The 12,007-nt window shown below is 69.6% G+C and carries 12 protein-coding genes; 2 read left to right on the forward strand and 10 right to left on the reverse strand.

Annotation, left to right across the window (positions count from 1 at the left end; all coding sequences use genetic code 11):
* The first annotated feature begins 23 nt into the window (after positions 1-23).
* A complete protein-coding gene (locus tag W7S_RS16530; RefSeq protein ID WP_009955061.1) occupies positions 24-479 on the forward strand; it encodes a DUF350 domain-containing protein in 456 nt (151 codons plus the stop codon).
* Complete coding sequence (locus tag W7S_RS16535; protein WP_014712020.1) at positions 476-2,053, forward strand: polyamine aminopropyltransferase; 1,578 nt, start codon at positions 476-478, stop codon at positions 2,051-2,053. Before W7S_RS16530 ends, W7S_RS16535 begins: the two co-directional genes overlap by 4 nt.
* Positions 2,054-2,151: 98 nt before the next feature.
* Here the strand turns inward: W7S_RS16535 and W7S_RS16540 are convergent, their stop codons facing one another.
* The 10 genes from W7S_RS16540 to thrS form a co-directional block, all read right to left on the reverse strand.
* Entirely contained in the window at positions 2,152-2,907 is a 756-nt protein-coding gene (locus W7S_RS16540; RefSeq protein WP_014712021.1) for a YebC/PmpR family DNA-binding transcriptional regulator, read from the reverse strand.
* A 261-nt stretch (positions 2,908-3,168) separates the two neighbouring features.
* Positions 3,169-3,759 carry a pyridoxal 5'-phosphate synthase glutaminase subunit PdxT gene (pdxT, locus tag W7S_RS16545; RefSeq protein WP_009955058.1) on the reverse strand — a complete coding sequence of 197 codons (591 nt, stop codon included), beginning with the start codon at positions 3,757-3,759 and terminating at the stop codon, positions 3,169-3,171.
* Positions 3,756-4,592, reverse strand: coding sequence for an acyl-CoA thioesterase II (gene tesB, locus W7S_RS16550; RefSeq protein ID WP_014380522.1), 837 nt, complete (start codon positions 4,590-4,592; stop codon positions 3,756-3,758). The genes pdxT and tesB overlap by 4 nt, the downstream gene beginning before the upstream one ends.
* Before the next feature lie 14 nt (positions 4,593-4,606).
* Positions 4,607-5,518 (reverse strand): pyridoxal 5'-phosphate synthase lyase subunit PdxS, encoded by a 912-nt coding sequence (pdxS, locus tag W7S_RS16555; protein WP_009955054.1) that lies wholly within the window; start codon positions 5,516-5,518, stop codon positions 4,607-4,609.
* Positions 5,519-5,587: 69 nt separating this feature from the next.
* Positions 5,588-6,610, reverse strand: a complete 1,023-nt coding sequence (locus W7S_RS16560) for an NUDIX hydrolase (RefSeq protein WP_014712022.1) — start codon at positions 6,608-6,610, stop codon at positions 5,588-5,590.
* Positions 6,610-7,734 carry a glycosyltransferase family 4 protein gene (locus tag W7S_RS16565; RefSeq protein WP_008258331.1) on the reverse strand — a complete coding sequence of 375 codons (1,125 nt, stop codon included), beginning with the start codon at positions 7,732-7,734 and terminating at the stop codon, positions 6,610-6,612. Before W7S_RS16565 ends, W7S_RS16560 begins: the two co-directional genes overlap by 1 nt.
* Positions 7,734-8,684: a phosphatidylinositol mannoside acyltransferase gene (locus W7S_RS16570; protein ID WP_008258332.1), complete on the reverse strand. Its 951-nt coding sequence runs from the start codon at positions 8,682-8,684 to the stop codon at positions 7,734-7,736. The genes W7S_RS16565 and W7S_RS16570 overlap by 1 nt, the downstream gene beginning before the upstream one ends.
* A gap of 17 nt (positions 8,685-8,701) precedes the next feature.
* Positions 8,702-9,343, reverse strand: a complete 642-nt coding sequence (gene pgsA / locus W7S_RS16575; protein WP_008258333.1) for a phosphatidylinositol phosphate synthase — start codon at positions 9,341-9,343, stop codon at positions 8,702-8,704.
* 13 nt (positions 9,344-9,356) lie between these two features.
* Complete coding sequence (locus W7S_RS16580) at positions 9,357-9,932, reverse strand: HIT domain-containing protein (RefSeq protein WP_008258334.1); 576 nt, start codon at positions 9,930-9,932, stop codon at positions 9,357-9,359.
* Positions 9,925-12,000 carry a threonine--tRNA ligase gene (gene thrS / locus W7S_RS16585; RefSeq protein WP_008258335.1) on the reverse strand — a complete coding sequence of 692 codons (2,076 nt, stop codon included), beginning with the start codon at positions 11,998-12,000 and terminating at the stop codon, positions 9,925-9,927. Before thrS ends, W7S_RS16580 begins: the two co-directional genes overlap by 8 nt.
* Between the last annotated feature and the right edge of the window lie 7 nt (positions 12,001-12,007).

The raw sequence follows: 12,007 nt of genomic DNA on the forward strand, positions 1-12,007 counted from the left end.
GCACCACCGCAAAGGAGACAACCATGTACCTCGCCGTCGAGATCGGAACCGTCGACATCAATCCCGTCCTGAAGGGCGCGGTCGCGACGATCCTGTACTTCGTCGTCGGCATGGCCGTCCTGCTCGTCGGGTTCTACGTGGTCGACGTGCTGACCCCGGGAAAGCTGCGCCACCTGGTGTTCATCGACCGCCGCCCCAACGCCGTGATCGTCGCGGGCGCGATGTACATCGCGCTGACCGTCGTCATCATCACCGCGATCGCCAACAGCTACAGCCAGTTGGGCCAGGGGCTCCTCGGCGTGGCGGTGTACGGATTGATGGGGGTGATTTTGCTCGGGATAGCGCTGCTCACAATGCATCTGCTGATCCCGGGGAGTTTCCACGAGCACATCGACGAGCAGGTGCTGCATCCCGGCTCGTTCGCGGTGGCGCTGATACTGCTCGCCGTGGGAGGGGTGACCGCCGCGGCGGTGTCATGAGCTCCGTCGACGTGGCCACGGCCCCGGCGGCGCCGTCCGCGCCGGTATCGGGGCGGTGGCGGGCGCTGCTGTTGGCCGCCGTGGCGGCGTGCGCGGCCTGCGGCATCATCTACGAACTCGCTCTGCTGACGCTGTCGGCCAGCCTCGACGGCGGCGGCATCGTCGCCACCTCGCTGATCGTGGCGGGCTACATCGCCGCGCTGGGCGTGGGCGCGCTGCTGGTCAAACCCCTGCTGGCGCACGCGGCAATTACCTTCATCGCCGTGGAGGCGCTGCTCGGCGTCATCGGCGGGCTGTCCGCGGCGGCGCTGTACATGGTGTTCGCGTTCCTGGACGGCTCCGTCGGGTCGACGTGGGTGCTGGCGGTGAGCACGGCCCTGATCGGCGGCCTGGTCGGTGCCGAGGTGCCGCTGTTGATGACGCTGCTGCAGAGCGGGCGGGTGACCGGTGCCGCCGACGCCGGGCGCACGCTCGCCAACCTCAACGCGGCCGACTACCTCGGCGCGCTGCTGGGCGGGCTGGTCTGGCCGTTCCTGCTGCTGCCGCAGCTGGGGATGATCCGCGGCGCGGCGGCCACCGGCATGATCAACCTGGCGGCGGCGGCCGTCGTCGCGCTTTTCCTGCTGCGCCACGTGGTTTCGACGCGCCAGCTCCTGCTGGCGCTGTGCGCGCTGGCCGCCGCGCTGGGGCTGCTGGCCACCCTGCTGCTGCGTTCGGCCGACGTCGAAACCACAAGCCGGCAACGGCTTTACGCCGACCCGATCGTCGCCTACCGGCACACGCCCTACCAGGAGATCGTGGTGACCCGCCGCGGCAACGACACCCGGCTGTACCTCGACGGCGGGCTGCAATTCTCCACCCGGGACGAATACCGCTACACCGAGAGCCTGGTGTACCCCGCCGTCGGCAAGGGCGCGCGTTCGGTGCTGGTGCTCGGCGGGGGCGACGGCCTGGTGGCCCGCGAGTTGCTGCGCCTGCCAGGCGTTTCCAAGATCGTGCAGGTCGAGCTCGACCCTGCGGTGATCGACATCGCACGCACCACGCTGCGTGGCGCCAACGGCGGTTCGTTGGACAACCCGCGGGTGGCCGTGGTGACGCAGGACGCGATGAACTGGTTGCGCGGACCCGACCTCGACCGGTTCGACGCGATCATCGTCGACCTTCCCGATCCCGACACACCCGTGCTGGGCCGGCTGTATTCGGCCGAGTTCTACGCGCTGGCCGCGCGGGCGCTGGCGCCCGGCGGGCTGATGGCGGTGCAAGCGGGCAGCCCCTTTTCCACGCCGACGGCCTACTGGCGCACGGTGTCGACGATCCGGGCGGCGGGCTATGCGGTCACGCCGTATCACGTGCACGTGCCGACGTTCGGCGATTGGGGATTCGCCCTGGCGCAGCGCGCCGATACCGCACCCACGCCGACGGTGCCGCCCGACGCTCCCCCGCTGCGTTTCCTCAACCAGCAGGTGCTTCAGGCCGCGTGCGTGTTCTCCGGCGACGTCGCGCCGCGGCCCGTGGAGCCGTCGACCCTGGACAATCCGCGCATCGTCGAGGACATGCGGCACGGGTACGACTAGATCCCTTGCGTAATCCCTTGCGCCGAGCGTGCAGTGAGGGCGAAAAATCGGCCGAAATCTCGCCCTGAGTGCACGCTCGGCGAGGCGAAGCAGGCGAATTACTCCTGCTCGAGGGCGGCGAGCACCTCGTCGGACAGGTCCACGTTGGTCCACACGTTCTGCACGTCGTCGCTGTCCTCCAGCGCGTCGACCAGCTTGAACACCTTGCGCGCGCCCTCGACGTCGACCGGCACGCTGACCGACGGCTGGAAGCTCGCGTCGGCGGACTCGTAGTCGATGCCGGCGTCCTGCAGCGCGGTGCGCACCGCGACCAGGTCGGTCGGCTCGGAGATGATCTCGAAGCTCTCGCCGAGGTCGTTGACATCCTCGGCGCCGGCGTCGAGCACCGCCGTCAGCACGTCGTCCTCGGTCAGGCCGTTCTTCTCCAGCGTGACGACGCCCTTGCGGGTGAACAGGTAGGACACCGACCCGGGGTCGGCCATGTTGCCGCCGTTGCGGGTGACGGCCACCCGGACCTCGCCCGCCGCCCGGTTGCGGTTGTCGGTCAGGCATTCGATCAGGACCGCGACGCCGTTGGGCCCGTAGCCCTCGTACATGATCGTCTGGTAGTCGGCGCCACCGGCTTCCTCGCCCGCGCCGCGCTTGCGGGCCCGCTCGATGTTGTCGTTGGGCACCGAGGTCTTCTTCGCCTTCTGGATGGCGTCATACAGCGTCGGGTTGCCGGCGGGGTCACCGCCGCCGGTGCGGGCGGCGACCTCGATGTTCTTGATCAGCCGGGCGAATTCCTTGCCGCGGCGCGCGTCTTTGACGGCCTTTTGGTGCTTGGTGGTGGCCCACTTGGAATGGCCGCTCATCGGTGTCTCTTACCTCTTCTATGTCTGGAAAGTTCGCCAGTCGAGTCTACGTGGACGTCTGCGGCCGACTACCGGGCGCTTCACTCCGGTCGCAGGGTTCCCGCAGTCGCGACTTCCGGCGAGAGCATGCGCCTGAGGGCTTTGGCTGTGCGGTGACGGCGTTGAGTGTGCGCTGGCGGCGGCGACCCGCCCGGGGAGCGCCGCCCTGGACGCACACTGAAAACCCGGACTGCACACCGAACGCCCTGACAGCCTCGGCCGTCAGCCGGTCACCATGTCGACGAACATGTGGTGGATCCGCCGATCGCCGGTCACCTCGGGGTGAAACGCCGTCGCCAGCTTGCGGCCCTGGCGCACCGCGACGACGTGACCGGCGGCGCTGGCCAGCACCTCCACGCCGTCACCGACCCGCTCGACCCACGGCGCGCGGATGAACACCGCCCGCACCGGATCGTCGAGGCCCGCGAAGTCGATGTCCCCTTCGAACGAGTCAACCTGTCGTCCAAAGGCGTTGCGCCGCACGGTCATATCGATCGCGCGCAGGGGCAGCGCCTCCCTCCCGCCCGCCCCGGCGTCGAGGATCTCGCTGGCCAGCAGGATCATCCCGGCGCACGCGCCGTAGGCGGGCAGCCCGTCGGCCAGCAGCCCGCGCAACGGCTCAAGCAGGCCGAGGTCTCCCAGCAGGTGGCTCATGGTCGTCGATTCCCCACCGGGGATGACCAGCCCGTCGACCGCCTCCAGCTCACCGCGCCGGCGCACAGGCATCGACTCGGCCCCGGCTTCGCGCAGGGCCGCCAGGTGCTCGCGGGTATCGCCCTGCAGCGCGAGGACCCCGATCCGGGGGGCGCTCACTGGTGATATCCCCGCTTGAAGCGGGTCAGCCCCTCCTGCATGACCGCCGCGACCATCTCGCCGGATTGGGTGAAGATCTTGCCCTGGCACAGCGCGCGGCCGCCGTTGGCCGACGGGGAGGACTGGTCGTACAGCAGCCACTCGTCGGCCCGGAACGCCCGCATGAACCACATCGCGTGGTCCAGCGACGCCACCTGCAGGTGCTCGCGCACATCGAGGTGGGTGACCTGCGCCGACCCCAGCAGCGTCAGGTCGCTCATGTAGGCCAGCGCACAGATGTGCAGCACCGGGTCGTCGGGCAGCGGGTCACGGTGGCGGAACCAGACCTGCTGCTGGGCGGCCTTTCCCGGCGTGAGCTGCAGGCGCTCGCGCGGCACGATGCACACGTCCCACTCCGCGAACTGCTTGAACCCGGCGTCGTCGAACACCTTGACCGAGTCCAGCCCCGGCAGGCCGTCCGGCGGCGGCGCGGGCGGCATGGGGTCCTGGTGGTGGATGCCTTCCTGGTCGGTCTGGAAGGACGCGCCCATGCTGAAGATGATCTCGCCGTGCTGAATGGCGTTGACGCGCCGGGTCGCGAACGAGCCGCCGTCGCGGGTGCGCTCCACGATGAACACCGTGCGCTCCTTGGCGTCCCCGGGCCGCAAAAAGTAGCCGTGCAACGAGTGGACCTGGTAGCGCGGGTCGACGGTGCGCACCGCCGACACCAGCGACTGCCCGGCGACATGACCGCCGAAGGTGCGCTGCAGGAATCCCGATTCCGGGCTGAAGATGCTGCCCCGGTAGATGTTGACCTCGAGCTGCTCGAGATCAAGGATCTCTTCGATCGCCACCAATAGCCCTCGGCTTACCAGCCGCGTTCGGCCAGCCGATGGGGCTGCGCGATCTGCTCGACGTTGATGCCGACCATCGCCTCCCCCAGCCCACGCGAGACCTTGGCCAGCACGTCGGGATCGTCGTAGAAGGTGGTGGCCTTGACGATGGCCGCCGCGCGCTGGGCGGGGTCGCCGGACTTGAAGATGCCCGAGCCCACGAAGACGCCCTCGGCGCCGAGCTGCATCATCATCGCCGCGTCGGCGGGGGTGGCGATGCCGCCGGCCGTGAACATGGTGACCGGCAGCTTGCCCGCCCGGGCCACCTCGACGACGAGTTCGTAGGGCGCCTGCAATTCCTTTGCGGCAACGTACAATTCGTCTTCGGACAGCGACGTCAGGCGGCGGATCTCGCCGCCGATCGCCCGCATGTGCGTGGTCGCGTTGGAGACGTCCCCGGTGCCGGCCTCGCCCTTGGAGCGGATCATGGCCGCGCCCTCGTTGATCCGTCGCAAAGCCTCGCCGAGGTTGGTGGCGCCGCACACGAACGGCACGGTGAACTTCCACTTGTCGATGTGGTGGGTGTAGTCGGCGGGGGTGAGCACCTCCGACTCGTCTACGTAATCCACCCCGAGGCTCTGCAGGATCTGCGCCTCGACGAAGTGCCCGATGCGCGCCTTGGCCATGACCGGGATGGTCACCGCCGAGATGATGCCCTCGATCATGTCCGGGTCGCTCATCCGCGACACCCCGCCCTGGGCGCGGATGTCGGCGGGCACTCGCTCCAGCGCCATCACGGCGACGGCGCCGGCGCCCTCGGCGATCTTGGCCTGCTCGGGGGTGACGACGTCCATGATGACGCCGCCCTTGAGCATCTCGGCCATGCCGCGCTTGACGCGTGCGGTTCCGGTTCGCCCGTTGCCGTCCGGTGGGTGGGCGCTAGTCACTGCTTGATCTCCTTCAACCGTTGTCGACCCAGTCTAATGAGGCGCTTTGGCCCGCGTTGACCGACGGAGTCAGCGGATCGACAGCAGCGGGCCGGGGGCGCGGCCGCCGGCGAGCGCGGCCGCGTCGGTGAGCAGTCCGGATAGTTGCATGGGGTACACCGTCTCCCCCGCAGCGACGAGCTGGGCGATGTCGGCAGCATCACACCAGCGGTGGCCGTGGGTGTAGCTGCGTTCCAGTTCGGTGCGGCCCGTGCGCGACGGCTCGAACCGGCGGGTGCGGTAGACGAAGTAGAACTCCTCGCTGTCGATCAGCGAGCCGTTGAACTCGAAGACCTGGTCGCGCCGCCACACGGGCCCGACCATGTCGGCGGGCGCGACCCGCAGGCCGGTTTCTTCGGCGAGCTCTCGCGCGGCCGCCTCGGCCAGCCGCTCCCCCTGCTGCACTTCGCCTCCCACGGTGAACCACCACTTCGGGGCGGGCTCGCCCAGCGCCGGATCCGACCCGCGCAGCAGCAGCACCGCCCCGCTCTCGTCGAGCAGCACGACGCGGGCCGAGGTGCGGTGGTTGAGCACGCCGTGATCGCCGTGGGCCAACGCGTGCGGCCGCTCCACGATCTCGAAATAGCTGGGCAGCCCGGCGGTCCCGCCCAGGTGGAACAGCCGCACCAGGGGCCGCTCGGCCAGCGCCAGCGTGTCGCGCACCGCGTCGTTGTGGAAGCGGCGGGCCAGCAGCACCCGGGCCTCGGCGTCGGCCAGCTCGGCGATCAACCCGGCCGGCAGGGACGCCGGGTTGACGGCGGCCAGCGCGGCCGACAGCTCGTTTTCGCACGTCTCCCGCGCGGGCCGGGGCGCGCCCTCGGCGGCGTCGGCCAGCGCCGCCAACCGCCGGCCCTCGGATGCGCCGCCGTAGGCGTCGATTGCCACGGCGCGCGCCACCACCGCGCGGCGCGCCAGCGCGCCGTCGAGCGCCTGCCACGACAGGTCGTAGCGGACGTGCAACCGGTCCAGCCGGTTGGCCGTCCGGTACGCCCAGGCGCCGAAGACGCCCAGCACCGCGACCAACACCGCGATGGCGACGATCAGCCATGTCATCAACCGGCCACCTCAACCTTGGCGCCTGTCGCGGCGACCGTCTCGTAAACCCTCAGGATCTGGCTGGCCACCACCGACCAGTCGTAGCGCTGGACGGCGGCCGAACCGGCCGCCACGTAGCGTTCGGCCAGCCCATCATCCTCCAGCACCGCGACCAGCGCATCGGCGAGCGCGGCGCCGTCGCCGACGGGCACCAGGCGGCCCACGTCCCCGCCGGCCAGCACGCGCCGGAAGGCGTCGAGGTCGCTGGCCACCACCGGAGTCCCGGCGGCCATGGCCTCGACCAAGACGATGCCGAAGCTTTCCCCGCCGAGGTTGGGTGCGCAGTAGACGTCGGCGCTGCGCATGGCCGACGCCTTGCCGGCATCGTCGACCTGGCCGAGGAAGCGAATGTTGTTCACGAATTCGCCTGCCTGCGCGCGTAATTCGTCTTCGTCACCGCGTCCGACGATGAGCAGCTGCACGTCCGCGAACCGCTCAACCAGCCGCGGCAGCGCGTCGAGCAACACCCCCACGCCCTTGCGCGGCTCGTCGTAGCGCCCGAGGAACAGCACCGTCTTGCCGGGCCGCGGGTAACCGTCCAGCAGCGGCGCGGTGGCGAACGAGCCGACGTCGACGCCGTTGGGGATCTCCACCGCGTCGGTTCCCAGCGCCTCCATCTGCCAGCGCCGCGCCAGGTCGGAGACCGCGATCCGGCCGACGATCTTTTCGTGCATCGGGCGCAGGATGCCCTGAAAGACCGTCAGCGTCAGCGATTTGGTGGTCGACGTGTGAAACGTCGCCACGATCGGACCCTCGGCGATGTTGAGCGCCAGCATGGACAGGCTCGGCGCGTTGGGCTCGTGCAGGTGCAGCACGTCGAAATCGCCTTCGGCGAGCCACTTTTTGACCCTGCGGTGGGTGGCCGGGCCGAACCGCAGCCGGGCCACCGACCCGTTGTAGGGAATCGGGACGGCCTTGCCCGCCGAGACGACGTAGTCGGGCAACACGGCGTGCGGCGAGGCCGGCGCGAGCACGCTGACGTCATGCCCGCGGGCCCGCACCACCTCGGCAAGCTGCAGGACGTGCGACTGCACCCCGCCCGGAACGTCGAACGAGTAGGGACAGATCATCCCGATGCGCATCAGGCGTCCCTTAGCCGGGCCTGCTTGTTCTCGGAGAGGTCGGCCAGCCACTGCGGCTGCATCATGTGCCAATCCTCGGGGCGGGCGGCAATGTTCTTCTCGAAGTGATCGGCCAACAGCTGGGTGATCGCGCCGACGTCGCCGCCGGTGCAGTCCAGCGCCGGGTGGATGGCGACGCCCCAGCCCTGGCCCTCGAACCAGCAGTGGGCCGCTAGCAGGGCCGCCCCCGTCGCGATCGCGAGCTTCGCCGGCCCGGCCGGCATCCGGGTGGGTTCGCCGAAGAAGTCGACCTGCACGCCGGTGCGGGTGAGGTCGCGCTCGGCCATCAGGCACACCACCCGGTTGTCCCGCAGCCGGTCGCACAACACGTCGAAGGGTGGCCGCTCGCCCCCGGACAAGGGCAGCACCTCGAAGCCGAGGCCTTCGCGGTAGGCGATGAACCGCCGGTAGAGCGACTCGGGTTTGAGTCGCTCCGCGACGGTGGTGAAGGTGCCGTGTGTCTGCGCCAGCCACACCCCTGCCATGTCCCAATTGCCGCTGTGCGGCAACGCGATCACTGCGCCGCGGCCGCCGGACAGTGCCGCTTCGATATGGTCGCGGCCCTGAACAGAGTCGTGCAGCTGGCGGCCGACCGCGGCGAGGTCCATGCCCGGCAGGCGGAACGCCTCGCGCCAATAACGGGCGTAGGAGGCCACGGACGCCCGCATCAGTGAATCCGGAACGTCTGAGGGCGGCACCCGCAAGACGCGGGCCAGGTTCTTGCGCAACTGATCTGGGCCGCCGCCGCGGGCCGCGTAGCGCGCCGCGGCGCCAAATGCGTTGCGCGCGGCGAACTCCGGCATCGCCCGCACGGCCAACCAGCCTGACGCGTACGCCCAGTCGGCCCCGACGCCGCTCAACCGGCCCGCGACGCGGCTCGCCAGGCGGCTCGGTGCCGTGATCGCGTTCATGCCCGGCGGAGTGGGAATCACGGCGCGACCGATCCGCGGTCGGTCGCACCCGGCGAGGTGCGCACCGTGCGCAACCGCTGCGCGCAGGTGACCAGGCTGGCCGCCGCCAACAGCCACATCGCCACCGGCAACGCGGGCGGCCACGCGACGAACGGAAAGTCCGAGATGCCGGCGCCGACCAGCACGATGATCAGCCGCTCGGGCCGTTCGATGATGCCGCCGTCGCCGCGCAGGCCGCTGGCCTCGGCCCGGGCCTTGATGTAGGAGATCACCTGCGAGGTGACCAGGCAGATCAGGGTGGCCGCCGCCAGCAGCTTGTCGTGCAGTCCGAAGGCGATCCACCACAGCAGCCCGCAGAACACCGCACCGTCGCTGACGCGGTCACAGGTGGCGTCCAGCACCGCGCCGAACCGGGTGCCGCCGCCTTGTTCCCGCGCCATCGCCCCGTCGAGCATGTCGAAGAGGACGAAGAACCAGACCACCAGCGTGCCGATGAACAGCTTGCCAATCGGGAAGAAGATCAGCGCCCCCGCCACGGCCACGACGGTGCCCAGGATCGTGACGACGTCGGGGGTCAAACCCAACCGCAGGCACGCTTTCGCGGTCGGAGTGGTCAGCCGCGCGAACGCCGCCCGGGACAGGAACGGCACCTTACTCATGATCGCGTTGCGCTCATCGCTGCTTCGTCCACTCCGTCGCCAGCAACTGGCGGGTTTCGCGCAGCAACTGCGGGATCACCTTCGACCCGCCGATGATGGTGATGAAGTTGGCGTCGCCGCCCCAGCGCGGGACGACGTGCACGTGCAGGTGCTCGGCCAGCGACCCGCCGGCCGAGGTCCCCAGGTTGAGGCCGACGTTGAAACCATGCGGCCGCGACACGTTCTTGATGACGCGAATCGCCTTCTGGATGAAGGACATCAGCTCCGCGCTCTCCGGATCGGTGAGGTCCTCCAGCTCCGAGACGCGCCGGTAGGGCACCACCATCAGGTGCCCGGGGTTGTACGGGTAGAGGTTGAGCACGGCGTAGACGAGTTCACCGCGCGCGACGACTAGGCCGTCTTCGTCGGTCAGCTGCGGGATGTCGGTGAACGGCTGCTCGGTTTTGCCGTTGTCGCGCTTCATCGGCGCCTCGGCCAGATAGGTCATCCGGTACGGCGTCCACAACCGCTGCAGATGATCTTCCTCGCCGACGCCCCGGTCGAGGATGGTGTCGTCGGTGCGCGGCTCGGCGCGTTCGCGCTCACTCACCGGCCGCCACCTTCACGAGTTCGGCGGTGGGAGCGGCATTCTCGCGATCGGCGATCCACTTCACGATGGCGTCGACCGCGCCGTCGCGGGGCACGCCGTTGATCTGGGTGCGGTCACCGAAGCGGAAACTGACCGCGCCCGCCGCAACGTCACGGTCGCCGGCGAGCAACATGAACGGCACCCGCTGGTTGGTGTGGTTGACGATCTTCTTGGCCATCCGGTCGTCGCTGGCGTCGACGTCGACCCGAACCCCGTGCGAACGCAGTTGCGCCGCAACGTCGTTCAGATAGTCGACGTGGTCGTCGGCCACCGGGATGCCGACCACCTGCACCGGCGCCAGCCACGCCGGGAAGGCGCCGGCGTAGTGCTCGGTCAGGATGCCGAAGAACCGCTCGATGGACCCGAACAGCGCGCGGTGGATCATCACCGGCCGCTGCCGGCTGCCGTCGGCGGCGGTGTACTCCAGCTCGAACCGCTCCGGGAAGTTGAAGTCCACCTGGATGGTCGACATCTGCCAACTGCGCCCCAGGGCGTCGCGGGCCTGCACGGAGATCTTGGGTCCGTAGAACGCCGCGCCGCCCGGGTCGGGCACCAGCTGCAGGCCGGATTCGGCGGCCACATCGGCCAGGGCTTTGGTGGATTCCTCCCACATGGCATCGGAGCCCACGAACTTCTCCGGGTCCTTGGTGGACAGCTCCAGATAAAAGTCCTCCAGCCCGTAATCGCCGAGCAGCTCGAGGATGAACCGCAGGAGCGACGCCAGCTCGGCGTGCAGCTGCTCGCGGGCACAGAAGATGTGCGCGTCGTCCATGGTGAAACCGCGCGCCCGGGTCAACCCGTGCACCACGCCGGACTTCTCGTAGCGGTAAACGGTGCCGAATTCGAAGAGCCGCAAGGGAAGTTCGCGATACGAGCGCCCGCGCGACCGGAAGATCAACGTGTGCATCGGGCAGTTCATCGGCTTGAGGTAATAGTCCTGCCCCGGCTTGCGCACGGTCCCGTCGTCGTCGTATTCGGCGTCGAGATGCATCGGCGGGTACATGCCTTCGGCGTACCAGTCCAGATGGCCAGACGTGTGGAACAGGTCCGCCTTGGTGATGTGCGGGGTGTTGACGAACTCGTAGCCGGCGGCGATGTGCTTGCGCCGCGAGTACTCTTCCAGCTCCCGGCGCACGATGCCGCCCTTGGGATGGAAAACGGCCAAGCCGGAACCGATTTCGTCGGGAAAGCTGAACAGGTCGAGCTCGGTGCCCAGCTTGCGGTGATCGCGGCGCTGGGCCTCCTCGATCAGCGTCAGGTGGCGCTCCAGCGCTTCCTGCGACTCCCAGGCCGTGCCGTAGATCCGTTGCAGGCTGGCGTTGTTCTGGTCGCCGCGCCAGTAGGCCGCCGAGCTGCGGGTCAGCTTGAACGCGGGGATGTGCCTGGTGGTCGGGATGTGCGGTCCCCGGCACAGGTCGCCCCAAACCCGTTCGCGGGTACGGGGATTGAGGTTGTCGTAGGCCGTGAGCTCATCGCCCCCGACCTCCATCACCGAAGGATCACCGGACTTGTCGTCGACGAGTTCGAGCTTGTAGGGCTCCCCCGCCAGCTCGGCGCGCGCCTGGTCCTTGGACTCGTAGACCCGGCGCTCGAACAGCTGGCCCTCTTTGACGATCTGGCGCATCCGCTTCTCCAGCGCCGCCAGATCCTCGGGCGTGAACGGCTCCGGTACGTCGAAGTCGTAGTAGAAGCCGTCGGCGATCGGCGGGCCAATGCCCAGCTTGGCTTGCGGGAACAGCTCCTGGACGGCCTGGGCCAACACGTGCGCGGCCGAGTGCCGGATCACGCTGCGGCCGTCGTCGGTGTTGGCCGCCACCGGGATCACCTCGGCGTCGGCGGCGGGCGCCCAGCTGAGGTCGCGCAGCTTCCCCTCCGCGTCGCGCACCACCACGACGCCGTCGGGCGCCCCGCGGCCCGGCAGCCCCGCATCCCGCACCGCGGCGGCCGCGGTGGTCCCGGCAGGCACCCGGATCGGGGCTTGCGGGTCACCGCCGTCGGCTCCCGAGGCGGCGTGTGCGGGGACGGTCATTGTGGCG

This window comes from Mycobacterium sp. MOTT36Y (assembly GCF_000262165.1).
In the GTDB taxonomy this organism is placed as follows: domain Bacteria; phylum Actinomycetota; class Actinomycetes; order Mycobacteriales; family Mycobacteriaceae; genus Mycobacterium; species Mycobacterium intracellulare.

What these genes read in the sequence shown, in the direction of transcription:
- W7S_RS16530 (WP_009955061.1), top strand. Translation starts at nt 24, where the DNA reads ATGTACCTCGCCGTCGAGATCGGAACCGTCGACATCAATCCCGTCCTG.
- W7S_RS16535 (WP_014712020.1), top strand. Translation starts at nt 476, where the DNA reads ATGAGCTCCGTCGACGTGGCCACGGCCCCGGCGGCGCCGTCCGCGCCG.
- W7S_RS16540 (WP_014712021.1), bottom strand. Translation starts at nt 2,907, where the DNA reads ATGAGCGGCCATTCCAAGTGGGCCACCACCAAGCACCAAAAGGCCGTC.
- W7S_RS16560 (WP_014712022.1), bottom strand. Translation starts at nt 6,610, where the DNA reads ATGACATGGCTGATCGTCGCCATCGCGGTGTTGGTCGCGGTGCTGGGC.
- W7S_RS16565 (WP_008258331.1), bottom strand. Translation starts at nt 7,734, where the DNA reads ATGCGCATCGGGATGATCTGTCCCTACTCGTTCGACGTTCCGGGCGGG.
- W7S_RS16570 (WP_008258332.1), bottom strand. Translation starts at nt 8,684, where the DNA reads ATGAACGCGATCACGGCACCGAGCCGCCTGGCGAGCCGCGTCGCGGGC.
- pgsA (WP_008258333.1), bottom strand. Translation starts at nt 9,343, where the DNA reads ATGAGTAAGGTGCCGTTCCTGTCCCGGGCGGCGTTCGCGCGGCTGACC.
- thrS (WP_008258335.1), bottom strand. Translation starts at nt 12,000, where the DNA reads ATGACCGTCCCCGCACACGCCGCCTCGGGAGCCGACGGCGGTGACCCG.